Origin of the sequence: Cupriavidus sp. UBA2010 (assembly GCF_002335265.1) — a bacterium.
Classification (GTDB): Bacteria; Pseudomonadota; Gammaproteobacteria; order Burkholderiales; family Burkholderiaceae; genus Cupriavidus; species Cupriavidus metallidurans.
In genome coordinates this window covers 175,327-201,050 of sequence record NZ_DDCI01000036.1, presented here as the reverse complement: position 1 = coordinate 201,050, position 25,724 = coordinate 175,327, and the positions used below count along the sequence as shown (strand labels likewise).

General features: G+C 65.8%; 18 protein-coding genes and 1 pseudogene. 8 read left to right on the top strand and 11 right to left on the bottom strand.

Annotated elements, in window-relative coordinates; genetic code table 11:
- Positions 1–23: 23 nt before the first annotated feature.
- The 4 genes from B2246_RS28175 to B2246_RS28160 are packed head-to-tail and all read left to right on the top strand — an operon-like array spanning position 24 to position 9,426.
- Positions 24–1,454 carry an MdtA/MuxA family multidrug efflux RND transporter periplasmic adaptor subunit gene (locus tag B2246_RS28175; RefSeq protein WP_286879622.1) on the top strand — a complete coding sequence of 477 codons (1,431 nt, stop codon included), beginning with the start codon at positions 24–26 and terminating at the stop codon, positions 1,452–1,454.
- Between the two features lie 21 nt (positions 1,455–1,475).
- Positions 1,476–4,631, top strand: coding sequence for an MdtB/MuxB family multidrug efflux RND transporter permease subunit (locus tag B2246_RS28170; RefSeq protein ID WP_008652134.1), 3,156 nt, complete (start codon positions 1,476–1,478; stop codon positions 4,629–4,631).
- On the top strand, positions 4,631–7,933 hold the full coding sequence (locus tag B2246_RS28165) for an efflux RND transporter permease subunit (RefSeq protein WP_286879621.1): 3,303 nt from the start codon (positions 4,631–4,633) through the stop codon (positions 7,931–7,933). The genes B2246_RS28170 and B2246_RS28165 overlap by 1 nt, the downstream gene beginning before the upstream one ends.
- The gene (locus tag B2246_RS28160; RefSeq protein WP_375198921.1) at positions 7,933–9,426 is read left to right on the top strand and encodes an efflux transporter outer membrane subunit; all 1,494 of its coding nucleotides are present in this window, start codon (positions 7,933–7,935) and stop codon (positions 9,424–9,426) included. Before B2246_RS28165 ends, B2246_RS28160 begins: the two co-directional genes overlap by 1 nt.
- Positions 9,427–9,477: 51 nt before the next feature.
- Here B2246_RS28160 and B2246_RS28155 read toward each other — a convergent pair whose 3' ends face one another.
- Complete coding sequence (locus tag B2246_RS28155; RefSeq protein ID WP_286879619.1) at positions 9,478–10,377, bottom strand: LysR family transcriptional regulator; 900 nt, start codon at positions 10,375–10,377, stop codon at positions 9,478–9,480.
- A 182-nt stretch (positions 10,378–10,559) separates the two neighbouring features.
- On the opposite strand from B2246_RS28155, the gene B2246_RS28150 reads away from it, so the two are divergent.
- Entirely contained in the window at positions 10,560–11,021 is a 462-nt protein-coding gene (locus tag B2246_RS28150) for a PACE efflux transporter (protein WP_011515375.1), read from the top strand.
- A gap of 106 nt (positions 11,022–11,127) precedes the next feature.
- Positions 11,128–12,684 (top strand): D-alanyl-D-alanine carboxypeptidase/D-alanyl-D-alanine endopeptidase, encoded by a 1,557-nt coding sequence (gene dacB / locus B2246_RS28145; protein WP_286879618.1) that lies wholly within the window; start codon positions 11,128–11,130, stop codon positions 12,682–12,684.
- An 80-nt stretch (positions 12,685–12,764) separates the two neighbouring features.
- Here the strand turns inward: dacB and B2246_RS28140 are convergent, their stop codons facing one another.
- The 7 genes from B2246_RS28140 to B2246_RS28110 all read right to left on the bottom strand — a co-directional run bounded on the left by B2246_RS28140 (position 12,765) and on the right by B2246_RS28110 (position 20,480).
- A complete protein-coding gene (locus B2246_RS28140) occupies positions 12,765–13,757 on the bottom strand; it encodes an L-threonylcarbamoyladenylate synthase (protein ID WP_286879617.1) in 993 nt (330 codons plus the stop codon).
- Between the two features lie 15 nt (positions 13,758–13,772).
- The gene (locus B2246_RS28135) at positions 13,773–15,017 is read right to left on the bottom strand and encodes a 5-(carboxyamino)imidazole ribonucleotide synthase (RefSeq protein ID WP_008652145.1); all 1,245 of its coding nucleotides are present in this window, start codon (positions 15,015–15,017) and stop codon (positions 13,773–13,775) included.
- A 29-nt stretch (positions 15,018–15,046) separates the two neighbouring features.
- Positions 15,047–15,544 carry a 5-(carboxyamino)imidazole ribonucleotide mutase gene (purE, locus tag B2246_RS28130; protein ID WP_035881410.1) on the bottom strand — a complete coding sequence of 166 codons (498 nt, stop codon included), beginning with the start codon at positions 15,542–15,544 and terminating at the stop codon, positions 15,047–15,049.
- Between the two features lie 21 nt (positions 15,545–15,565).
- Entirely contained in the window at positions 15,566–16,474 is a 909-nt protein-coding gene (locus B2246_RS28125) for a phosphoribosylaminoimidazolesuccinocarboxamide synthase (RefSeq protein WP_008652147.1), read from the bottom strand.
- 102 nt (positions 16,475–16,576) lie between these two features.
- Positions 16,577–17,641 carry a class II fructose-bisphosphate aldolase gene (gene fba / locus B2246_RS28120; protein WP_008652148.1) on the bottom strand — a complete coding sequence of 355 codons (1,065 nt, stop codon included), beginning with the start codon at positions 17,639–17,641 and terminating at the stop codon, positions 16,577–16,579.
- A gap of 119 nt (positions 17,642–17,760) precedes the next feature.
- Entirely contained in the window at positions 17,761–19,200 is a 1,440-nt protein-coding gene (gene pyk, locus B2246_RS28115; RefSeq protein ID WP_008652150.1) for a pyruvate kinase, read from the bottom strand.
- Between the two features lie 83 nt (positions 19,201–19,283).
- On the bottom strand, positions 19,284–20,480 hold the full coding sequence (locus B2246_RS28110; protein WP_008652151.1) for a phosphoglycerate kinase: 1,197 nt from the start codon (positions 20,478–20,480) through the stop codon (positions 19,284–19,286).
- 378 nt (positions 20,481–20,858) lie between these two features.
- Here B2246_RS28110 and B2246_RS28105 point away from each other — a divergent pair.
- A pseudogene (locus B2246_RS28105) lies at positions 20,859–21,855 on the top strand (helix-turn-helix transcriptional regulator).
- 22 nt (positions 21,856–21,877) lie between these two features.
- Positions 21,878–22,996, top strand: a complete 1,119-nt coding sequence (locus B2246_RS28100) for a helix-turn-helix transcriptional regulator (protein WP_286879616.1) — start codon at positions 21,878–21,880, stop codon at positions 22,994–22,996.
- Between the two features lie 62 nt (positions 22,997–23,058).
- Here B2246_RS28100 and B2246_RS28095 read toward each other — a convergent pair whose 3' ends face one another.
- The 3 genes from B2246_RS28095 to B2246_RS28085 all read right to left on the bottom strand — a co-directional run bounded on the left by B2246_RS28095 (position 23,059) and on the right by B2246_RS28085 (position 25,692).
- A complete protein-coding gene (locus tag B2246_RS28095) occupies positions 23,059–23,382 on the bottom strand; it encodes an AzlD domain-containing protein (protein WP_008652154.1) in 324 nt (107 codons plus the stop codon).
- Entirely contained in the window at positions 23,379–24,179 is an 801-nt protein-coding gene (locus tag B2246_RS28090; protein WP_035881407.1) for an AzlC family ABC transporter permease, read from the bottom strand. The genes B2246_RS28095 and B2246_RS28090 overlap by 4 nt, the downstream gene beginning before the upstream one ends.
- 187 nt (positions 24,180–24,366) lie before the next feature.
- Positions 24,367–25,692 (bottom strand): MFS transporter, encoded by a 1,326-nt coding sequence (locus tag B2246_RS28085; RefSeq protein ID WP_286879614.1) that lies wholly within the window; start codon positions 25,690–25,692, stop codon positions 24,367–24,369.
- Positions 25,693–25,724 lie beyond the last annotated feature (32 nt).

Sequence of the window (25,724 nt, the reverse complement as noted above, 5' to 3'; positions counted from 1 at the left end):
GTGCCGCTCCCAGGATTCCGGTCATGTCCAACCCAGAACAAGGTCAACCCACTCCTCCCAATCCGCCCACACCGGGCGGTAATACCCGGTCCCGACGCCGCACATGGATTGCCGGCGCAGTCATCGTCGTGCTGGCCGGTGCCGGCTGGTACTGGCATGGCCATCGCAAGGCCGCGCAGGAAGCCGGCGCCACGAGTGCCGGCGCGGCCAGTGGCGCCGCCGGGATGGGCGCGGGCAGGCGGGGCCCCGGAGGCGCTAGCGGCGCCGGTGGCCCTGGCGGCCCGGGCGCGCAGCAGCGCTCGCCAGTGGTCGTCAACCGCGTGACGCGCCGCAACATGGACGTGGTCCTGAACGGCCTGGGCAACGTGACGCCGGTGGCCAACGTCACGGTGCGCGCGCAGGTCTCCGGCCCGCTGCTCAAGGTGCTGTTCAAGGAAGGCCAGATGGTCAAGGCCGGCGACGTGCTGGCCGAGATCGACCCGCGCCCGTTCCAGGCCACGCTCGACCAGGCTGTCGGCCAGCTCGCGCGCGACCAGGCATTGCTCCAGAACGCCCGCCTGGACCAGAAGCGCTACAAGACGCTGCTGGCGCAGGACTCGATCTCGAGCCAGCAGGTGGATACGCAGGACGCGCTGGTGCGCCAGTACGAGGGGACGGTCAAGACCGACCAGGGTAACGTCGACAACGCGCGCATCCAGCTTGGGTACACGCGCATCGTCGCGCCGACGTCGGGCCGCATTGGCCTGCGTCAGGTCGATCCGGGCAATATCGTCAACCCGAGCGACACCAACGGCATCGCCCTGATCACCCAGATCCAGCCGATCGCGGTGCTGTACACGATCCCCGAGGACAACCTGCCCTCGGTGCTGAAGAAGCTCAACGCCGGCGAGAAGCTGCCGGTGCAAGCCTGGGACCGCCAGATGCGCAACCAGCTCGGTGAGGGTACGCTGCTGACCACGGACAACCAGATCGACACCACCACGGGCACCGTCAAGCTCAAGGCGATCTTTGCGAACACGGACGGCATGTTGTTCCCGAACCAGTTCGTCAACGTGCGCACACGCATCGACACGCTGGAAGACGCAACCGTGATCCCGATCGCGGCGATCCAGCGCGGCCAGCAGGGCACGTTCGTGTATGTCGTGGATGACCAGAGCACGGTCAAGGTGCAGGTCGTCACGCTTGGGCCGGGCGACGGCAGCCACAGCGCCGTGCTCAAGGGCCTGGAGCCCGGGCAGCGCGTGGTTGTGGATGGCGCGGACCGCCTGAAGGAAGGCATGACCGTCGAGGCGGTAGACCCGGCGGCACGTGCCGCGGCGCTCACTCCGGCGAGTTCGCCACGCGCCCGCGGCCGTCGCGGCGGCGGCGCGAGCGGCGCCCACGGTGCCAGCGGCGCGCGGGCAGCCAGCGGCGCCCATGGCTCGGGCGCGAGCCCGCAGCAGGCACAGCCGTAAGGCGAGGAGTCGAGGAGCGGCATGAATCCCTCACGCATCTTTATCGAGCGGCCAGTCGCCACAGCGCTGCTGATGGTGGCCATCCTGCTGTCGGGGCTGGTCGCATTCCGGCTGCTGCCGCTCTCGGCCCTGCCCGAGGTGGACTACCCAACCATCCAGGTCACCACGCTCTACCCCGGCGCCAGCCCCGATGTGATGACCTCGTCGGTCACCGCACCGCTGGAACGCCAGTTTGGCCAGATGCCTGGCCTCAAGCAGATGTCGTCGTCCTCCTCCGGCGGCGCATCGGTGATCACGCTGCAGTTCGAGCTGACACTGTCGCTCGACGTGGCCGAACAGGAAGTGCAGGCCGCCATCAACGCGGGCAGCAACCTGCTCCCGGCTGACCTGCCAATGCCGCCGATCTACAGCAAGGTCAACCCGGCCGACGCGCCGATCATGACGCTGGCGATGACGTCCGACACACTGCCGCTGCCCAAGCTGCAGGACATGGTCGACACGCGCGTGGCCGCCAAGATCTCGCAGATCCAGGGCGTGGGTCTGGTCACGATCAGCGGGGGCCAGCGCCCCGCCGTGCGCATCCAGGCCAACCCGACGGCGCTGGCCAACCTCGGCATGTCGATCGACGACCTGCGCACCGCCATCGGCAATGCGAACGTGAACGGCGCCAAGGGCAGTTTCGACGGCCCCGCGCGCGCGTCGACGATCGACGCCAACGACCAGCTCAGGTCGGCCGACGAGTACAAGCAGATCATCATCGGCTACCAGAACGGCGCGCCGATCCGCATCACCGACGTGGCCGACATCGTCGATGCGGCCGAGAACAGCCGCCTGGCCGCATGGGCCAACGCCAAGCCGGCCATCGTGCTGAACATCCAGCGTCAGCCCGGCGCCAATGTGATCGAGGTGGTCGACCGCATCAAGACGCTGATGCCGCAGTTGCGGGCGTCGCTGCCGGCCTCCGTGCAGGTGCAGCAGCTGACCGACCGAACCACCACGATCCGCGCCTCGGTCAAGGACGTCGAGTTCGAACTGCTGCTGGCCGTCGCGCTGGTGGTGATGGTGATCTTCATCTTCCTGCGCAACCTGTCCGCCACGATCATCCCGGGCGTGGCGGTGCCGCTGTCGCTGGTGGGCACGTTCGGCGTGATGTACATGGCCGGCTTCTCGATCAACAACCTCACGCTGATGGCGCTGACCATCGCCACCGGCTTCGTGGTGGACGACGCCATCGTGATGATCGAGAACATCATGCGCTACATCGAGGAAGGCGATCCGCCGATGGAAGCGGCGCTGAAGGGCTCGAAACAGATCGGCTTCACCATCATCTCGCTGACGTTCTCGCTGGTGGCCGTGCTGATTCCGCTGCTGTTCATGGGCGACGTGGTCGGCCGCCTGTTCCGCGAGTTCGCTGTCACGCTCGCCGTGTCGATCCTGATCTCCGCAGTGGTCTCCCTGACGCTGACGCCGATGATGTGCGCGCGCCTGCTGCGTCACGTGCCGGAGAGCGAAATGTCCCGCTTCCACGTGGTCACGGGCCGCTTCTTCGACAGCGTGATCGAACAATATGGCCGCGCGCTGAACTGGGTGCTCGGACGCCAGACGGCCACGCTGCTCGTCGCCGTGGGCACGCTGGTGCTGACCGGCCTTCTCTACGTGGTGGTGCCCAAGGGCTTCTTCCCGGTGCAGGACACGGGCATGATCCAGGCGATCACCGAAGCCTCGCAGACCAGTTCGTTCCAGTCGATGGGCCGCAAGCAGGAGGCGGTGCAGAAGGTGATTCTTGAAGATCCCGCCGTCGAAAGCGTGTCGTCGTTCATTGGCGTCGACGGCACCAACACGACGATCAACGCGGGCCGCATGATCATCAACCTGAAGCCGAAGGACGAACGCGACTCGATGGAAGTCGTGACCGACCGGCTGCAGGCCTCGGTGCAGAAACTTGGCGGCGTGGCACTGTACATGCAGCCGGTGCAGGACCTGACAATCGAGGACCGCGTGGCTCGCACGCAATACCAGTTCACCGTCGAGGACCCGGATCCGGCCGTGCTGGCCGAATGGGTACCGAAGCTGATCGAGCGGCTGAAGCAGGAGCCGGAACTGCGCGACGTGGCCAGCGACCAGCAGAACAACGGCCTGCGCGCCTACGTGGAGATCGACCGCGACGCCGCCGCGCGTTTCGGCATCACCACCGCGGTCATCGACAGCGCGCTCTACAGCGCGTTCGGCCAGCGGCTGGTCTCGACGATCTTCACCCAGTCGAGCCAGTATCGCGTGGTGCTGGAAACGATGCCGCAGTTCCGGGTGAGCCCGGAGTCGCTGTCCGCGCTGCGCCTGCCGTCGTCGTCTGGCGGCCAGGTGCCGCTCGGATCGATCGCGCACATCTCGGAGCGCACCGGCCCGCTCGTGATCAATCACCAGGGCCAGTTCCCGTCCGCGACGATCTCGTTCAACCTCGCGCCGGGCGAATCGCTTGGCGCGGCGGTGGACAAGATCACCAAGGTCGAGAGCGAGATTGGCCTGCCGATCTCGATGGCCACCGAGTTCCAGGGCGCCGCGCTGGCCTTCCGCGCGTCGCTCTCCAACACGCTGTGGCTGATCCTGGCCGCTGTGGTCACGATGTACATCGTGCTCGGTGTGCTGTATGAAAGCACGATCCATCCGGTAACCATCCTCTCGACGCTGCCGTCGGCCGCCGTCGGCGCCCTGCTGGCGCTGCTGGTGTCGGGGCAGGATATCGGCATCATCGCGATCATCGGCATCATCCTGCTGATCGGTATCGTGAAGAAGAACGCGATCATGATGATCGACTTCGCGCTCGAGGCCGAACGCGAAGGCGGCATGAAGCCGCGCGATGCGATCTTCCAGGCCTGCCTGCTGCGCTTCCGCCCGATCCTGATGACCACGATGGCCGCACTGCTGGCTGCGTTGCCGATGATGCTCGGCACGGGCATCGGCTCGGAACTGCGCCGTCCGCTGGGTATCACGATGGTGGGTGGCCTGCTCGTCAGTCAGGTGCTGACGCTGTTCACCACGCCGGTGATCTACCTGGCGTTCGACCGCGTCGCGATCCGCCTGAAGGCCTGGCGCCGCAACCGCTTTGGCGACCCCGATGAAGGCGGCACCGGAGAGGATGGCGGCCAGCCGTCGCACCGTCCGCAGGAGCCGAACGTCTGATGAATCTGTCGGCCACCTTCATCCATCGCCCGGTTGCCACTGCGCTGCTGACCATCGGCATTCTGCTGGCGGGCATCGCGGCGTTCCGGCTGCTGCCAGTCTCGCCGCTGCCACAGGTGGACTTCCCCACCATCTCGGTGTCTGCGTCGCTGCCCGGCGCCAGCCCCGAGACGATGGCCGCCACGGTGGCCACGCCGCTCGAACGCGCGCTGGGGACGATTGCCGGTGTCACGGAAATCACGTCGACCAGCTCGCTCGGCTCCACACGCGTGACGCTGCAGTTCGACCTGTCGCGCAACATCGACGGCGCGGCCCGCGACGTGCAGGCGGCGATCAATGCATCGCGCGCCACGCTGCCCACGAGCCTGCCGAACAACCCGACCTATCGCAAGGTCAACCCGGCCGACGCGCCGATCATGATCATCGGCCTGACATCGCAGACGATGTCACGCGGCCAGCTCTACGATGCGGCATCGACGATCCTCGCGCAGAAGCTCTCGCAGGTGGAAGGTGTCGGGCAGGTGACCATCGGCGGCTCCTCGCTGCCGGCCGTGCGGGTGGAGCTGAATCCCACGTCACTGAACAAGTACGGCATCTCGCTGGAAGACGTCCGCAACACCATCAGCGCCACCAACGCCAACCGGCCGCTCGGCGTGCTGGAGAACAGCAACAACGCGTGGCAGGTCTATGCCAACGATCAGGCGATGGCGGCCAAGGACTATATGCCGCTGATCATCCGCTACGCGACACCGGGCACGTACTCGTCCGCGTCGGCCGGCGCACTGATCGCCAGCACCGCCAACGCCGCCGCCGGCGGCAACGTCAGCACGAAGACCGTCAACGGCGTCACCACGACCACCATCACCACCAGCAGCGGCACCACGACGATCACCACGGGCGCCACCGGCGGCAGCAACGGCGCGAAGGGGCCAAACGGCTTCGCGGTGCCAATCCGCCTGCAGGACGTGGCCAATGTGGTCGACTCGGTACAGGACATCCGCAATGCCGGCTCTGCCAACGGCAAGCCATCGGTGCTACTGGTGCTGAACCGTTCGCCCGGCGCCAACATCATCGAGACCGTGGACCGCGTCAACGACATCCTGCCGCAGTTGGGCAAGATGATCCCGGCCGCGATCTCGATGGACGTGATGATGGACCGCACACCCACCATCCGCGCCTCGCTGCGCGAGGTGGAACAGACGCTGATCATCTCGGTGGCTCTGGTGGTCATGGTCGTGTTCCTGTTCCTGCGCAACGTGCGGGCCACGCTGATTCCGAGTGTGGCGGTGCCGGTATCGCTGGTCGGCACGTTCTCGGTGATGTACCTGGCCGGGTTCTCGCTGAACAATCTTTCGCTGATGGCGCTGACCATCGCCACGGGCTTTGTGGTCGACGATGCGATCGTGGTGCTGGAAAACATCTCGCGCCATATCGAGGAAGGCATGAAGCCGCTGGCCGCCGCCTTGCGCGGCGCGCGCGAGGTCGGCTTCACGGTGCTGTCGATGAGTCTCTCGCTGATCGCCGTGTTCATCCCGCTGCTGCTGATGGGTGGCATCGTCGGCCGGCTGTTCCAGGAGTTCGCGATCACGCTGTCGGTCGCCATCCTGGTGTCGCTGGTCGTGTCGCTGACCACCACGCCGATGATGTGCGCACGGCTGCTGCGCCCGGTGCGTGAAGAATCCCAGGGCCGTTTTCATCACGCAACCGAGCACGTCTTCACATGGATGCAGCAGGCCTACGCACGCACGCTGGGCGCGGCGTTGCGCCATAGCACGTTGGTCTGGATCGTTCTGCTGGCCACGGTGGCACTGAACGTCTGGCTCTACGTGATCGTGCCAAAGGGCTTCTTCCCGCAGCAGGACACGGGCCGCCTGATCGGCTTCATCCGCGCGGACCAGGCCACATCGTTCCAGGCGATGCGCACCAAGCTCGACAACTTTATCCAGATCGTCCAGACCGACCCGGCCGTGGTCAACGTGGTCGGCTTCACGGGCGGCTCGCAGCGCAATACGGGACAGATGTTCGTCACGCTGAAGCCGCTGTCCGAGCGCAAGGAATCCGCCGATGCAATCATCGCGCGGCTGCGTGGCAAGCTGGCGAAGGAGCCAGGCGCCAGCCTGTTCCTGCAGTCGGTGCAGGATATCCGCGTCGGTGGGCGACAGAGCAGTTCGCAATACCAGTTCACGCTGCAGTCCGATGACCTGGACGTGCTGCGCGAGTGGGAGCCAAAGGTTCGCGCGGCAATTTCGAACATCAAGGGCATCGAGGACGTCGACACCGATACCAATGACAAGGGCCTGCAGACGTCAGTGATCATCGACCGCGACACCGCGTCGAAGCTCGGCGTCAGCGCGCAGCAGATCGACGCGATCCTCAACGATGCCTTCGGGCAGCGCCTGGTCTCGACGATCTACCACCCGCTCAATCAGTACCGCGTGGTGATGGAACTCAGCTCCGAGTATCTGCAGGGGCCGCACGCGCTGCAGGATGTCTATGTCGTCACCGGCGGTGGCAAACGCGTGCCGCTCGCGGCCTTTACGCGTGTGATGCCGACCAGCACGCCGCTCGGCGTGAACCACCAGGGCCAGTTCGCGGCGTCGACGATCTCGTTCAACCTGGCCGAAGGCTATTCGCTGTCGCAGGCTACCGACGCGATCAAGGATGCGCTCGCGCGGATCGGCGCGCCGGAGACGTTACAGGCCAATTTCGCGGGTGGCGCCAAGGCGTTCCAGGATTCGCTCAAGAGCCAGCCGATCCTGATTCTGGCGGCGATCATCACGATCTACATCGTGCTGGGCATCCTGTACGAGAGCTACGTGCATCCGCTGACAATCCTGTCGACGCTGCCGTCGGCGGGCGTGGGCGCGCTGCTGGCCCTGCTGCTGTTCAAGACCGAGTTCAGCATCATCGCGCTGATCGGCGTGATCCTGCTGATCGGCATCGTGAAGAAGAACGCGATCATGATGATCGACTTCGCGATCGACGCCGAGCGGCGTGACGGCCTGAGCCCGCGCGACGCGATCTACCGCGCCTGCCTGCTCCGTTTCCGCCCGATCATGATGACCACGATGGCAGCGATGCTGGGCGCGATTCCGCTGGCACTGGGCCGCGGCGATGGCGCCGAACTGCGCGCGCCGCTCGGTATCTCGATCGTCGGCGGCCTGCTCGTCAGCCAGTTGCTGACGCTGTACACCACGCCTGTGGTTTACCTCACGCTGGATCGCTGGCGCCTCAAGGTCAAGGCCTGGCGCGAGCGTCGTCGCACCCAGGCAAGCGGCACCACGCCGCGCCTCGAACACTGATGAAGGCAATTGCCATGTCTCGAAGCCAATTCTCGTTCACCGTCGTCGCGCTGGCTTGTGCCCTGCTGACCGGTTGTGCGGTCGGCCCTGATTACCAGCGGCCCGATGCGCCCGTGCCCAAGGCTTTCAAGGAAGCCAGCGAGGACATGCCCGCATGGACCGGCGACTGGAAAACCGCCGAGCCGCAGGACATCATGGCGCGCCCCGACTGGTGGCGCGTATTCGACGATCCCGTGCTCGACGCGCTGATGTCTCAGGTCAAAATATCGAACCAGAACATCAAGGCGGCGGAAGCACAGTATCGCCAGGCCACGGCATCGCTATCCGCGGCACGCGCGGGCTACTTCCCGACGGTCGGCGCCAACGCCGGCGTTTCGCGCGGCGCGACGAGCAGCAATGGCCAGATCATCAACGGCCAGAACCTGACGCTGTCCGCCAACTGGGAAATCGACGTGTGGGGCCGCGTGCGCAGGCAGGTGGAAAGCGCCCAGGCCGGCGCGCAGGCCAGCGAGGCCGACCTGGCTTCGATCCTGCTCTCCACGCAGGCAACGCTGGCGCAGAGCTACTTCCTGCTGCGCGTGGCGGACGCCCAGCACGCGCTGCTGGACCGCACCGTGGCCGACTACGCGAAGTCGCTGCAGCTCGTGCAGAACCAGTACAAGGCGGGCACCGCACAACGCTCGGACGTGCTGCAGTCGGAAACCCAGCTCAAGTCCGCGCAAGCACAGCAACTCGATATCCAGATCACGCGGCAGCAGCTCGAACATGCCATCGCGGTACTGGTCGGCAAACCCCCGGCGGACCTGACCGTGGCGACCGTCGACAACCGCGACACGATTCCGCGCGTACCGGTGGCCGTGCCGTCGCAGTTGCTGGAACGCCGCCCCGATATCTCGGCTGCGGAACGGCGCATGGCATCTGCGAACGCCAATATTGGCGTGGCCGAAGCGGCCTACTACCCGACGCTCTCGCTATCCGCCACAGGCGGGCTGACGGCCAGCACCCTGGCGCGCTGGCTCTCTCTGCCTGACCGCGTCTGGTCAATCGGTGCCGGTCTGGCCGGCACCGTGTTCGACGGCGGCCTGCGCCGTGCCAATACAGCAATTGCCGTGGCCCAATACGACCAGACCGTGGCGAACTATCGGCAGACCGTGCTGGGCGCGTTCCAGGAGGTCGAGGACAACCTCGCCTCGGCCCGCGTGCTCGAACAGGAGTCGATCGTCCAGAACGACGCGCTGCGCTCGGCACGCGAAGCGCTTTCGCTGGTCAACCACCGCTACAAGGCCGGCACCGCAGCGTTGCTGGATGTGCTGACGGCACAGACCGCGGCCTATACGGCGGAGAACACCACATTGACGATCATGGGGCGGCAGTACACCGCGGCCGTCACGCTGATCAAGGCGCTTGGCGGCGGATGGCATGGACCGGATATGGAGGTGGGGAAGGCCGATAGCGCCCCGCCGGCTACCGCGCCCGCATCGACAGCGCAATAACAGACTCGGTGGCGGACTCAATAGCGGACTCGGTAGCGGCGCTGCAGCGCGCTACCGCCCCTCCGGCATCGGCAACGGCTGCTGACTGACCCGCTCCCGCAACCATGTGGCCGCCTTGCCCAGCGGCCGCTGCTTGTGCCACACGATTTCCATCGCCACGGGCCAGTCCTGGTCCTGGAAGGTCATCTGCGGCGATACCAGCCCGGCAGCGGCGGGCGAGTTGGCCGCCACGTGCCAGGGCACAAACGCCCAGCCGAGCTTGCGCTTGACCAGTTCGACGATCACCCACTGGCTTTCCACCCACCAGACTTCGGCCGCCACACGCAGCCGTTTCTTTTCCTCGCTGTCGCTGCGCGTGGCCACCATCAACTGCCGGTAGCGTTTCAACTCTTCGAAGTCCACGCGCGGCTGGGCGGCAAGGGGATGGTCGGGCGCGCAGATGATCGGCATCGGCACCCAGCCCAGCGCATGGAAGCCGAGTTCGGGCGGCAGGATCTCCTGGCGCCACATGATGCCGAGGTCCGCGCACTGGCTCAGCACCAGCCGGCTCACGTCCTCCATCAGCGGAAACAGCAGTTCGAGTTCGACCGACGGGAAGCGTTGCGAGAACTCGTCGAGCAGCACGCCAAGGGTCTCTTCCGGATATAGCTCGTCGACGGCCAGCGTGAGGCGGGACTCGACACCTTCGCCCAGGCTCTTGGCGACGCCCCGAAAGTGCTCGCAACGCTCCAGAATCACACGCGCCTCGACCAGCAGCCGCTCGCCGGCCGGCGTCAGAACCGGATAGCGGGCGGTGCGGTCGAACAGCGCGTTGCCGAGGTCGATCTCCAGATTGGCGACGGCGGCGCTGACGACGGACTGTGCCTTGCCAAGTTGGCGGGCCGCCGCGGAGAAGGATCCGGTCTCGGCTGCGGCGGCAAAGGCTTGCAACTGTTCGAGGGACAGGCTCATGGTGTGCGTTCTCGTTGGCTTTCTCCCCTCTCGCACAAGCAGGAGGGGGCGACGGGGGCAGACGGTGGCGAAAGCCGGTCGCAGGGGGAATCCCCTTCTATCGGAATAACCGATACTACCCAACTTGCGATTAGCTGTCCCGCCGATAGAATGCGCTCCATCGTTTCACAAAGGAGAGCTTCATGCGCACCACCGCAGACCGGATCCGTCACACCGTCGGTTTCGAGCTGATCGGGTTGCTGATCTTCGCCCCGCTTGCCAGCCTGGTATTTGGCTACGCGCTGCACCAGATGGGTCTGGTGGGCGCGGTCGCGTCACTGATCGCTGCCGTCTGGAATTACGTCTACAACATCCTCTTCGACCGCGGGATGCTGCGCTTCACCGGCCAACTCCGGAAGACGCCGGCGATTCGCGTGCTGCACGCAATCCTGTTCGAGGGTGGCCTGCTGCTCGTGTTCCTGCCATCGGTGGCGTGGTACCTCGACATGACCCTGCTCGACGCGTTCATCATGGACATCGCCGTGGCCGGCTTCTACATGGTCTACGCGCTGGTCTACAACTGGGTCTATGACGCGGTCTTCCCGATCCCTGGCCTCAAGGCGAAGGAGGATAGCCAGCCTGCCGATTGCCCGTCGGCCAACTAGGAACCGCGGAAATCCGACCGTGCGACGCGCGGTCGACCTCAGCAACAAAATGCGGCCAGAAACGGCCGCATTCACGTCATCCATCGGGCGTGGGCCATGCGTTAACATGAGCGCCATGCCAATCCGCCCCTCCCTGCTCCGCCGCAGCCTGTCTCCCGTTATCGCAACGGTCGCGCTGCTCGCCTTCGGCCTGACTGGAGCCCAGGCCAAACCCGTCAAATCCGTCAAAGCCACCAAACCGTCGGTCCAGCGCGTCAGTGCCGAAGCCGCGGACCCGGCCGCCGCGCGCACCGGCCTGCCCGCCACTGTCACCACGGCGCTGCGCCGCGCGCATGTGCCACTGTCGGCAGCAAGCTTCTACGTGATCAAGGTCGGCGCGCCGCGCCCGCGTGTGAGCTGGAACGCCGAGGCGCCGATGAACCCGGCGTCGACGATGAAGCTGGTCACCACGTTCGCCGGACTGCAGTTGCTCGGGCCCGACTATCGCTGGCTCACTTCGCTCTACGCCGATGGCCAGCCAGGCCCGGACGGGGTGATCAACGGCAACGTCTATCTGCGCGGCCGGGGAGACCCGAAGCTGGTGCCCGAGGAGATGGCCAAGCTGGTCAACACGGCGCGATCGACTGGCGCGACGGCCATCAACGGCGATCTCGTGCTCGACCGCAGCTTCTTCGCGGATACCCAGGACAACAGCTACACGATCGATGGCGAGACGCAACGCGCCTACAACGTCAATCCTGATGCGCTGCTTTATGCCTTCAAGACGCTCACCTTCACGATCACGCCCGACGCCGCCGGCCGCGCCGTCGACGTGGCCGTCACGCCGGCGCTGGCGCAATTGCGTGTGGATAACCGCCTGACGCTCGTCAACGGCCGTTGCGGTGACTGGCGCGCACGTGCCAACCCAAGCATCACGCCGCAGTCAGACGGCACCATCGTCGCCGCGTTCGACGGCAACTACTCCGCCGATTGTGGCGAACACGTGGTCAACCTGGCCACACTCTCGCACAGCGATTTCATCTGGGGCGGCTTCGTGGCCGAATGGCAGGCGGCGGGTGGCCGCTTCGTGCGTCCGCCCGGACTGCGCGGCGGCACCGTGCCGCGCAGCGCGTTCCTGCTGGCGCGGCACTACGGCCAGCCGCTCGGCGAGATCGTGCGCGACATCAACAAGTTCTCGAACAACGTGATGGCACGTCAGCTCTTCCTGACGATTGGCGCGGAGATCGACCGGAGCGGCCCGGCCAGCACCGAGAAGTCGACACGCGTGATCAAGCGCTGGCTATCGCGCCAGGGGCTGGACATGCCGGATCTGGTACTGGAGAACGGCTCGGGACTGTCACGCGAGGAACGGATCAGCGCTTACGACATGGCGCGCCTGCTGCAACAGGCACTGGCCAGCGATGTTGGGCCGGTGCTGATCGATTCCCTGCCGATCCTCGGCGTGGATGGCACGCTGCGCAATCGCCTGACCCGCGCCAATGCGGCCGGCAATGCCTACCTGAAGACGGGCACGCTACAGGATGTGCGCGCGCTGGCGGGCTACGTCGACGCGCTCGACGGGCAGCGTTATGTGGTGGTGGCGTATATCAATCACCCGAACGCATCGGGGGCGCAGGAGGCGCACGATGCGTTGATGCAGTGGGTGTATAAGGGCGCGCCTTGAGGTGAGGGTTTTGTGACGGGCGTGGTGGGGGATGGAGCGCCTGGCCCTCTCCCCGCCTTCCTCCGCTTTCTCCCCTAACCTCAGGAATCCTCGAACGCAGCCGCGGCGCGACCCAACCGGTCCCGCACCCCGTCCCACTCGGGACTCTCCGGCAAGGGTTCGAACACCAGCCGCAGGAATCCTTCCTTGTCGAGCCGGCGCAACAGCCGGTACAGCTCCTGCGCATAAGCGTCCGGCGTGGCCGGTGCTTCAACGAACGTGCAGCGCGGATCGCTGGTTGCCGGCGCGCGACCCACCCAGGCCAGCCTGCCATCGGCGGACAGCCCATGCAGGTACTGCGGCAAGGCGTCCGCCTGGGCTAGCGTCAGCGTGGTGCGGGGCGCGTAATGGGCCTTGAGCGTGCCCGATGCGCGCGGCGCGGCGGCGTCCGGCGGTAGCGGCATGGTGCCGAGCACGTCGGCCATCATCGCCGCCGTGATCGCGCCCGGGCGCAGCAGCACCGGGCCAGCCGTATCCAGGCGGGACAGATCGACGATCGACGATTCGATGCCAACGTCCACGCCATCGCCTTCGAGCACATAGACCGATCCACCGAACTCGTCGCGCACATGCTCGGCCGTGGTCGGGCTGACCTGGCCGAACTTGTTGGCCGATGGCGCAGCAATGCCACCACGGCCACGGCGGAAGCGCGACAGCAGCGCCTGCGCCACCGGATGCGACGGGCAGCGCAAACCGATGCTGTCCTGCCCACCGGCAACCGCTGCCGGGATGTGGGCGGCGCGTTTCAGGATGATCGTCAGCGGACCGGGCCAGAACGCATCGATCAGCTTCTGCGCGGCGTCGGGTACGTCGTCGCTCCAGTAGCCGACATCGGCGCCATCGACCACGTGAACGATCACCGGATGGTTCGACGGACGGCCCTTGGCGGCGAAGATACGCGCCACGGCTTCAGGATTCTCGGCATCGGCACCGAGACCGTAGACGGTCTCGGTCGGGAAGGCCACGAGCTCGCCGGCTTCGAGCAGGCGAACAGCTTCTTCCAGCTCCGCGGCGGTGGGCATGCGTGAAGACATCGCGAACTACCGGTTTCAGCTGGGGATGTGCAGCGCCTTGGCGGCGGCATCGAACGTGCGGTCAGCCGCTTCGGCGTGGTCGCCAACGCAGTTCACGTGTCCCATCTTGCGCGACGGGCGCGCATCGTTCTTGCCGTAGAGGTGCAGCTTGGCGCCGGGCTGTGCCAGCACCTCATCCCACGCGGGCGTACGCTCCAGGCCGAACTCGAACCAGCAGTCGCCAAGCAGGTTCAGCATCTTGCCGGCCGAATGCTGGCGGGTGCTGCCCAGCGGCAGGCGAGCCATCGCGCGGACCTGCTGCTCGAACTGGCTGGTCTCGCAAGCATCCATCGTGATGTGCCCCGAGTTATGCGGGCGCGGCGCCATTTCATTGGCCACCAGCGTGCCATCGGTCAGCACGAAGAATTCAATGCAAAGCACGCCGACGTAGCCCATTTCCGAAGCAATCGTCGCCGCGGCGTTGCGGGCGCGTTGGGAAATATCGTCCGACACGCTTGTCGAAGGCATCGTCGTCGAAAACAGGATGCCATCGCGGTGCACGTTCTCGGCCAGCGGCCACGTGGCGGTGGAGCCATCGGCGGCACGCGCGGCCAGCACCGACACCTCGTACGCCAGCGGCAGCATCCGCTCGAGCACGCACGGCACATGCTGCATGGCCTTCCATGCGACGCGCACGTCCTCGCGCGACTTCACGCGCGCCTGGCCCTTGCCGTCGTAGCCCATCCGCGCGGTCTTCAGGATGCCCGGCAGCACTTCATCAGGCAGCCGGTCCACGTCGGCATCGTGCTGGATCACCCAGTGCGGGGCCGGCGGCACGCCGGTACGGTCTGCACAGGAGGCGAAGAACTTCTTTTCGCCGATGCGGTTCTGCGCGATCGACACGCAGTAGCCGCGCGGCGCGACGAACACGCCGGCTTCCTCCAGACGCTCAAGCGAGATCGACGGCACGTTCTCGAACTCGGTGCTCACCGCCTCGCACAGGCTGGACAGTTCAGCCAGCGCCGCATCGTCGGTGTATGCCGCGCAGATGTGCCGGTCAGCCACGGAGCCGGCCGGGCTGTCCTGGTCCGGATCGAGCACGCAAACGCGGTACCCCATCGACTGCGCCGCGTGCGTGAACATGCGGCCGAGCTGGCCGCCGCCGAGCATGCCGAGCCAGGCACCTGGCAGGATCGGCGAGTTCGGACTGTCCACGCCGAACTCGGCGCGCGACTCGGGGGTATGCGCTTCGGACAGGTGGGGATGGATATCGGTCGGCATGGCTCAGGCTACGGTGAGACTTCAGAAAGTTATACGGGCAGCGTCATCGCGCGCGCGGCTTCGGTCTGCTTGGCGCGGAACACTTCCAGCGCGCTGGCCAGCGCGTCGTCGGTGGTGGCCAGCGTGGCGATCGCGTGCAGCGCCGCGTTGGCGGCGCCGGCCTCGCCGATGGCGAAGGTGGCCACGGGCACACCCTTCGGCATCTGCACGATCGACAACAGCGAGTCCTCGCCGCGCAGGTACTTTGACGGCACCGGCACGCCGAACACCGGCACGATGGTCTTGGCGGCGATCATGCCCGGCAGGTGCGCGGCACCGCCGGCGCCGGCGATGATCGCGCGGATGCCGCGGCCACGCGCCGCTTCGGCATAGCGGAACATGTCATCGGCCATCCGGTGCGCCGATACCACCTGCGCTTCGAACGGCACGTTGAAATCCTTGAGCATGGCCACGGCGTGCTGCATCACGTCCCAATCGGAACTGCTGCCCATTACCACGCCAACCACAGGCTTCGATTCGTTGCTCATCTTCAATTACCCTTCCTGCCTTTACTGCAGCGCTTCGCCGGTCAGGCGGGTCAGCGCTTCCTTGTACTTGTCGGCGGTCTTCTGCACCACGTCTTCCGGCAGCTTCGGCGCCGGCGCGGTCTTCGGCCAAGGCTTGCCGTCGATGCGCACGGCTTCGAGCCAGTCACGCACGAACTGCTTGTCGAACGACGGCGGGTTGGTGCCCACCTGATACGAATCGGCCGGCCAGAAGCGCGACGAATCGGCCGTCAGCACTTCGTCCATCAGCGTCAGCGTGCCGTTCTCGTCCAGACCGAACTCGAACTTTGTGTCGGCAATGATGATGCCGCGCGTGGCGGCGTAGTCGGCGGCTTCCTTGTACAGGCGGATCGAGATGTCACGCATCTTCGCGGCCAGTTCCTTGCCGATGCGGGCCTCGACTTCATCGAACGAGATGTTCTCGTCGTGCTCGCCCATCTCGGCCTTGGCCGCCGGCGTGAAGATCGGCTCGGGCAGCTTCTGCGCGTTCTGCAGGCCGGCCGGCAGGGCGATGCCGCACACCTTGCCCGTGGCCTGGTAGTCCTTCCAGCCGCTGCCGGCCAGATAGCCGCGCACCACCGCTTCCACCAGGATCGGCTTCAGGCGCTTGACCACCACGGCGCGGCCCTTTACCTGCTCCACCTCGTTCGGTGCCACCACGGACTCAGCGGTCACGTCGGTCTCATGGTTCGGCACGATGTGCGCGAGCTTCTTGAACCAGAAGTTGGCCATCTGGTTCAGCACGCGGCCCTTGGCCGGAATCGGCTCGCCCAGGATCACGTCGAAGGCCGACAGACGGTCGGTGGTCACGATCAGCAGCTTGTCGTCGCCGACAGCGTAGTTATCGCGGACCTTGCCTTTGCCGAGCAGCGGCAGGGACTGGATGGAGGATTCGTAGAGGGCGTCGGACATGGTGTGAAAACGGCTGCGGCTGAAAAACAAGCGGGGCTTCGAGCGCGATGCGAAGCCCCATGAAGTAGCAAAGCCCCGCACCAGGCGGGGCAACGACACAATTTACTGCACGACCTGGGCGAGCTTGCCGGCCTTGTACTGCTGGGCAACGTCGGTCAGCGACACGGCCTTGATCTTGCTGGCCTGGCCTTCGCAACCGAAGGCGATGTAGCGGGCCTTGCACACGAGCTTGGCGGCTTCGCGGGCCGGCTTCAGGTACTCGCGCGGGTCGAACTTGCTCGGGTTCTCCACGAAGAAGCGGCGGATCGCGCCGGTCATCGCCAGACGGATGTCGGTGTCGATGTTGATCTTGCGCACGCCGTACTTGATCGCTTCCTGGATTTCCTCCACGGGCACGCCGTACGTTTCCTTCATGTCGCCACCGAACTGGCGGATTTCAGCCAGCAGTTCCTGCGGCACCGACGACGAACCGTGCATCACCAGGTGAGTGTTCGGAATGCGGGCGTGGATTTCCTTGATGCGCCCGATGGCCAGGATGTCGCCCGTGGGCTTGCGCGTGAACTTGTACGCGCCGTGCGAGGTGCCGATGGCGATGGCCAGCGCGTCGAGCTGGGTGGCCTTGACGAAGTCGGCGGCCTGCTCCGGATCGGTCAGCAGCATCGAGTGATCGAGCTTGCCTTCGGCGCCAATGCCGTCTTCCTCGCCGGCTTCACCGGTTTCCAGCGAGCCCAGGCAACCCAGTTCGCCTTCCACGGTCACGCCCAGCGCGTGGGCCATCTGCACAACCTTGCGGGTCACGTCGACGTTGTACTCGTAGTCCGACGGGGTCTTGCCGTCTTCCTTCAGCGAGCCGTCCATCATCACCGACGAGAAGTTCAGGTCGATGGCGGCCTTGCAGATCGCCGGCGACTGGCCGTGATCCTGGTGCATCACCACCGGGATGTGCGGGTAGGCTTCCACAGCGGCTTCGATCAGGTGGCGCAGGAAGTGCTCGCCAGCGTATTTGCGCGCGCCAGCCGATGCCTGCATGATCACCGGGGCGTTGACCTCGTCGGCGGCCTGCATGATGGCCTGAACCTGTTCGAGGTTGTTCACGTTGAAAGCCGGCAGACCGTAGTTGTTCTCGGCGGCATGGTCCAGCAACTGGCGCATGGATACGAGTGGCATGTCTAACTCCTGAATGTAAATAGCTTGGGGTATTTCTGAATTCTTGTCGTTGCTGCGCCAGACAGGCTCGCGCATCGGGCGCGGTCATGTCTGTCTGGCACGCCACATGGGCGCGCGTCCTACCGGGTGCCCACCCTCACGATCTTGAGCGTATTTGTGCCGCCGGGCTGGCCCATCGGCTCGCCGATCGTCAGCACGATGAAATCGCCGCGCTGCACCACGCCCTGGGACAGCAGCAGTTCCTCGGCCTGCTCAAGCGCCACGTCGCGGTCCGCGCTCGACTGCAGCGGCAGCGGCACCACATTGCGATAGAGCTGCATCTTGCGTTGCGACGCCAGGTTCGGCGTCATCGCATAGATCGGCACGTGGATGCGGTGACGGCTCATCCACAGCGCCGTGGCGCCGGAATCGGTCAGCGCCGCGATCGCCTTGACACCTAGATGATAGGCGGTGAACAGCGCACCCATCGCGATCGACTGGTCGATCCGCGCGAAGGTCTGGTTCAGGAAGTCGGTGTCGAGCTGCACCACCTCCGACTTCTCGGCTTCCAGACAGATCGCGGCCATGGCTTCGACCGTTTCCACCGGATAGCGGCCGGCAGCGGTCTCTGCCGACGTCATCACGGCGTCGGTGCCATCGAGCACGGCGTTGGCCACGTCGGACACTTCGGCCCGCGTCGGCACCGGGTTGACGATCATGCTCTCCATCATCTGGGTGGCGGTGATCGTCAGCTTGTTGGCCTCGCGCGCCAGCTTGATCATGCGCTTCTGCAGCGCGGGCACGGCGGCGTTGCCAACTTCGACGGCCAGGTCGCCGCGCGCCACCATGATGCCGTCCGACGCGAGCAGGATTTCCTCGAGCACGCCCGGACGAATCGCCTCGGCCCGCTCGATCTTCGCGATCATGCGCGCCTTGTGGTTGTGCGGCTGGCCTGCCACGTTGGTGAGCTGGCGGGCCATTTCCATGTCGGTGGCGTTCTTCGGGAAGCTCACGGCCACGTAGTCCGCGCCCAGCGCCATGGCGGTCTTGATGTCCTCCATGTCCTTGGCGGTCAGCGCCGGCGCCGACAGGCCGCCACCCTGACGATTGATGCCCTTGTTATTGGACAGCTCACCACCGATACGCACCGTGGTGAAGATCTCGTTGCCGAGCACGCGGTCCACCACCAGCACGATCAGACCGTCGTTGAGCAGGAGCAGGTCGCCCGGGCCCACATCGCGCGGCAGATCCTTGTAGTCCAGGCCCACGCGCTCCTGATTGCCCATCTGGCAGGCCGAATCGAGGATGAACGCATCGCCCGGCTTGAGCGTGATCTTGCCGTTCTCGAACTTGCCCACGCGGATCTTGGGGCCCTGCAGGTCGGCCATGATGGCCACCTCGCGCCCGCAGGCCGCCGCTGCCTCACGCACCAGGGCGGCGCGATCGATATGGTCCTGCGCGGTGCCATGCGAGAAGTTCAGGCGCACCACATCGACCCCTGCTCCGATCATGCGGGTCAACACTTCCAGCGTGCTGGATGCGGGGCCAATCGTGGCGACGATCTTGGTGGAACGTGTCATGCGGGCAGCTTCCTTGGTGGGGGGCGCTTGGTTTTTCTGGAAACTGGCCGGACGGGGATGTCCCGCGCCGGCCTGTCGGGTCATCAGCCTGCGGCGCGCTGTTCCAGCACTTCGAATGCGGGCAGCTTCTTGCCTTCCAGGAATTCCAGGAAGGCGCCGCCACCGGTCGAGATATACCCGACGCGATCGGCGATGCCGTACTTGGCGATGGCGGCCAGCGTGTCGCCGCCACCTGCGATCGAGAATGCCTTCGACGTGGCGATGGCTTCGGCCAGCACCTTGGTGCCGTTGCCGAACTGATCGAATTCGAACACGCCGACCGGACCGTTCCAGACGATCGTGCCGGCAGCCTTGAGCTGGTCGGCCAGCATCGCGGCGGTCTTCGGGCCGATGTCGAGGATCATGTCGTCGTCGGTAACGTCCTTGACGTCCTTGACCGTCGCCGCAGCCGTGGCGCTGAACTCCTTGGCGCAGACCACGTCGACGGGAATCGGCACCGATGCGCCGCGCGCGGCCATGATGTCGATGATCGTCTTGGCGTCACCCACGAGGTCGGCCTCGGCCAGCGACTTGCCGATCTTCAGGCCAGCGGCCAGCATGAACGTGTTGGCGATGCCGCCGCCGACGATCAGGTTGTCCACCTTGTCGGCCAGTGCCTTCAGGATGGTGAGCTTGGTCGAAACCTTCGAGCCGGCCACGATGGCCACCAGCGGACGCGCCGGCTGGCCCAGCGCGCGGCCCAGCGCGTCGATCTCGGCGGCCAGCAGCGGGCCGGCGCAGGCGATCGGGGCGAACTTGGCGATACCGTGGGTCGTGGCCTCGGCGCGGTGGGCGGTGCCGAACGCGTCGTTCACGTAGACGTCACAGAGCTTGGCCATCTTCTGGGCCAGCTCGTCGCTGTTCTTCTTCTCGCCCTTGTTCACGCGGCAGTTTTCCAGCAGCACGATCTGGCCAGGCGCCACCTCGACACCGTCGACCCAGTTCTGGACCAGTTTCACCGGCTTGCCGAGCAGTTCGGACAGGCGCGTGGCAATCGGGGCCAGCGAATCCTCGGGCTTGAACTCGCCCTCGGTCGGACGGCCCAGGTGCGACGTCACCATGACGGCCGCGCCGGCGTCCAGGCAGGCCTGAATGGCCGGCACCGACGCGCGGATGCGGGTGTCTTCGGTGATATTGCCTGCGTCGTCTTGCGGCACGTTCAGGTCGGCACGGATGAACACACGTTTGCCGGAGATTTTGCCTTGGGAAATGAGATCGGTAAGACGCAGGACAGAGGTCATGGCGATAAGAGCGGGACGTGGGCGACATGCGCCGCCCGTGGAAATCGGGAAAACCGGCATTTTACCTGATCGTTACTACCGTACGACGCGATCTGCCCGTTTCGCGGCATATCCGTCACATGCCATGCCCAGCCCGGAACATCCCCTACCGAAGGGGGGGCACCCGATTGCACGCTCAACAACCGGGTTGGAGTAATGTACGCCTTAATGTACTAAACGTATGCATGGCCAGACACTCACGTCAATTCTGGTGGTTTTAGTACATCACTGCAGGTCCGGCGCGACCGGACCATAAGAAATATGACCCGCGGACCCGGGACACCCCCGGTTACCAAGAGGCCAAAAATAAGCGTGGCGAATGCAAGGGGGTAGTCTGAAATGGATCAAGCGACCATGCATGGCGCGATCCGGGGGCTTTACGAGGGCATCCTGGACCCGGCAGCCTGGCAGCAAAGTCTGCGTGCGTTAACGGCAATCGCCGGCACGACGCACGCCTCCATGATGGTATGGGACACAGTCCGCGATCAGGTGACCGTCAACGAGGTGGTCAACCCGGTCGAGGAATTGTTTCTCGCCTATGAAAACGATTTCCAGGCCATGGACCCGGCCAAGGCGTTCGCACCCAGACTGGTGCCCGGCGCCTGGTATGTCGATGCGCGCGACCTGGGCCATCAGGCCATGGCGCGTCATCCGTTCTATGGCGAGTTCTTCCACAAGTTCGAACTGGGTTCGTACATGGCCTGCCTGGTAGAGCGCCAGCCGCACTACGAGGTTTACTTCTCGATGCAGCGCTCGCTGGCGCAGGGCAACTTCAGCGGCGATGACGCGCGGCGGCTCGACTGGGTGGTGCCGCACATGCGCAGCGCGATTGCGATCCGCGACCGCACGCTGGCGCTGTCGACGATGACCACGCTGGCAACGCGGCTGATCGAACGACTGGCGTTCGCCGTGGCCATCTATTCGCCCGACCGGCGCCTGCGATCCCGCAAAACCACAGGCCGCCATGGCCGCCCGCGCCACTGGCCCGAATGGCAGCCAGGCCGAAGTCCTGGTGCTGCCCTTGCCGGCCAGCCACGCCTTTGCCTCGACATGGCAGACGCCCGCGGCGCTGGTCGTCGTGCATGAGGCGGGCGCCCCGTCGGTACTGCTCGACTCGGTCATGCGCAGCCTGTACGGCCTGACACCCGCCGAGACCCGGCTGGTCGCGCGGCTGGCCACGGGCGAAGGGTTGCCCGAAGCCAGCCGGCAGATGCGCATCCGGCACGAGACCGCGCGCACCCAGCTCAAGGCGATCTTCCTCAAGACCGGCTGCACCAGCCAGGCACAGCTGACGCACCTGCTGACGCGACTCGCCGTCACGCTCGACGGAGGTTGATCGAGTGATGGTGACGGAGGACATGCACGAGACCATTCGTGGTCTCTATCAAGGCGTTCTGGAACCGCAGGCGTGGCAGCGCAGCCTGTCCGCGCTATGCGACCTCAGCCAGAGCGAGCGCGCCTCGCTCCTGGTTTTCGATCCCGCAAGCGGCAATGTGCGCGTGCGGCAGACGGCCGCGCTTGCCACCCTTGCCTCGCAGGCAACGCCCCACGATTCGCCGCAAACGCTTTCCTTTAGCGAACGGCTGAACGTGGGCGGCTGGTTCATTCATCGACGCGACACGGGATTCGCTGCAACCCTCGGCGCCTTTCCGCAGGAGGACATTGCCGGCGTCGCACCCGCTTCCATGATGACCTGCCTGATCGACCGGCAGCCCGGCCACGAGATCTACCTGTCGCTGCAGCGCCCGGCCGGCGCCGATGGTTTTCTGGAAGCCGATGCCCGCGCGCTGGACTGGATCATTCCGCACCTGCGCGAAGCAGTGGCCATGCGCGACCGCGCGCAGGCCGCCAGCACGCACGGCCGCGTGTCAGCCAATCTGCTGAACCAGTTGCCATTCGGCGTGATCGTCTTCACGGCTGATGGCGAGCCACTACTGGCGAATGCGGCAGGCGAGCCTTGGATCGGCCGACTGATGCCGATACGTGCGGACGGCACCGCCGACGGCACGCCGGCACCAGGTGGACAAGGCTGGCGGCTCTCGAAGCCGTTCCACGAAATCATGCGCGGGCTCACCGATGCGGGCGCGCCGCTGGAGGCTGGCGCCATTCACGCCGTGAGCACGGACGGCCACGAGGCCCAGATCGTCGCGATGCGACTGACGCCGGGCACACCGCTGTCCTCGGCATGTCTCGGGCAGCCGCTGCTGGTGGCGATTCACGAAAGCCACGGCACGCCGCGGGCGGTGCCCACCGTGCTGCGCGACCTCTACGGTCTGACGCCAGCGGAAACGCGGCTCGCCGCGCTGCTGACCACCGGCATCGGCCTGCCGGAGGCGAGCATCCAGCTCGGCATCAAGCGCGAGACGGGCCGGTCCCAGCTCAAGTCGATCTTCACCAAGACCAACACGAGCACGCAGGCGCAACTGGCTCACCTGCTTACTCGACTGGGCAGCGTGCTGGCCGAACCCGCCAGATAGCAGGCCGGTAGCAGGCCGGTGGCAGCCCAGTAGCCGGTTCGGGGCCGGCGCTGCCGGCCTGGTCAGCCGAGCAGGCGCAGCGCGGTGTAGACCCCCATGCCGACGACGATCATGCCAACCATGCGCTTCGTGAGCAGATAGCAGGCGGTGGCCGCAATGCCGGCCATCAGCTTGTCGTTGGTCGGCGAGAACGAGAAATGCCCTTCGAAGCTCAGGAACTCGGGCAGGATGATCGCTGCCAGCGCGGCGGCTGGCGCGTAGCGCAGCGCGCGCTGGATACGATCAGGAACGGTCACGTGCTCGCCCGCCATCAGGAACAGCGCGCGCGTCACTATCGTGACCAGCGTCATGCCGATGATCGAGATCCAGATTTCGAGATGGCTCATGCCTGATCTCCGGCCTGGGGTTGCGCGGACTTGCGCGCGCGGATGCCACGCAGCGTGGCGCGAGCGGCCATCTCGTCGCTGGCCATGCCCGCCGCGATTGCCCCGATAACCGCCACCACCAGTCCCAGCCGGTACGGCAGGTCGAAACACAGCAGCGCCAGCACCGAGGACACCGCCACCGCCAGCATCGTCGAACGCGAATTGATCGTGGAAACCATCACCGGGATCAGCGCCATCATGCCGGCCAGCGCCAGCCCCCAGCTATCGGGGAACAGGCTCGCCAGCAGGATGCCGATGACCGACGATACCTGCCACGTGACGCAGTTGAAGAGCGCCATGCCCCAGAAGTACCCTTCCTTGCCCGGCGCGTAGCCCGGCTCGGTGTAGCGCTGCATGAAGTAAACGAAATGCAGGTCGCCATTGAAGAAGCCGAGCACGGTCCGGCGCCATAGCGGCAGGTAGCTGAAATGCGGCTGTAGCGCCGCGCTGAAGATCACGAAACGCAAGTTGACCACGGCGCTGGTCAGCAGCACGGTCCAGATCGGCATGCCGGCGGCGAACAGCGGCAGTACGGCCAGTTGCGCGGACCCCGCATAGACCAGCAGCGACATGCCAATCGCCTCCGGCACGGTCAGCGCCGACTTGCTCATCGCCACCCCTGTGACCAGCCCCCAGGAAAAAATCGCGGGCTGGAAACGGGCGAAGAAGCGCGCGCCTTCGAGAAAGGCATCGCGCTCCACCTCGGCGAAGCGGTGCCAAAGGCGCTGCCACACCGGGGACAATGGTCGGGGTGTCATGACTTGGATGTGAAGAGGAGACGCAACGGCAGCCCGTCTGTCGTGGCTTGGCCGTCTTGAAGGACCATCGGCCACGCAGTGCGTGGCCGACAGCGAAAGAGCCATTATAGGCGTGTGACAGCCGCTGGTAAGTGGCGGCTTAAAAGTGTTGTTTCGGGGTCAATCCGCGGGCGTCGGCATCCCGGTTTCAGGCGGGACGTCCGGCGGTCGGCGCCACCGTCACGGGCTCGGCCGCGGCCTGCTGTTTCGCCTCGCCGTCATCGCCGCCACCAGCCTGGCCCAGATCGATACCGGACGTTTCCGGCAACATCGCGGCGGACACCATCACCAGCGCATAGCCAACGCCCGCCACCATCGCGATCGCCAGCGCCAGCGTCGTGCGGCCGCTGTTGAGCCAACCTACCGCCAGCGGGAAGAACGAGCCGATCACGCGGCCGAGGTTGTACGACACACCATAGCCCGTGGCACGGATGCTGCTCGGATACGACTCGGAGATCGTCGCGCCGATGCCCGAGAACACGCCCTGCATCAGCACGCCGAGCGGGAAGCCGAGGAACAGCATCGACGTGTTCGACACCGGGATGACCATGTAGATCATCGCCATCACGAACGCGCCCGCCGCGAATGCCATGTAGGTCAGGCGTCGTCCCCAGCGGTCCGTTGCGTACGCGCCGGCCACGTAGCCCACCAGCGAGCCAAGGATCGTCACCGCCAGATAGGAACTCGTGCCGAACACCGACAGGCCGCGCTCGGTCTTCAGGAACGTCGGCAGCCATGTGGCGATGGCGTAATACGCGCCCAGCATCCCGCCCGAAAGCAGGCTGCACAGCACGGTCTTGCGCAGCAGCGGGCCCCGGAACACGCGCGCGAGATCGGCGGCCGCCGATACATTGCCGCGTTCCGCGCGGCTCTTGAGAAAGACCTCGGGTTCCTGCAGGTTACGGCGCAGGTAGACCACCACCAGCGCCGGCAGGATGCCCAGGAAGAAACAGACGCGCCACGCCATTTCCGGCTCGAACAGGTTGAACGTGATCGCGTAGGCAATGGCCGCGCCACCCCAGCCGAACGAATAGCTGCTGGCCGTGAAGCCCGAGTACTTGCCGCGGTGCGCGGGATTCCGGATCAGCTCGGTCACCAGCACCATGCACAGCGACGACTCGCCGCCGAAACCCAGCCCCTGCAGCATACGGAACATCATGAGCTGTTCGGGCGAGGTGGAGATACCACACAGGAAGCACGACACCGCGAACACCAGAATCGTCCAGCGAAGCACACGCACGCGGCCGAAGCGGTCCGCCAGCAGTCCCGCGCCGATCGCGCCGATCAGTGATGACACCAGCGTCCACGTGACGATGGCGCCCGCCATCGACTTGCTCATGCCCCACTGGGCCAGCAGCGTGGAAATCAGGAACGAATAGATCATGAAGTCGAACACGTCGACCGCATGACCCAGGAAGGCGCCGTAGAACCCCTTGCGCTCGGCGCGCGACAACTCTCTGAACCAGTCCAGCATGGTCTTTCTCCCCTTTTACCGTTTTGAACTTG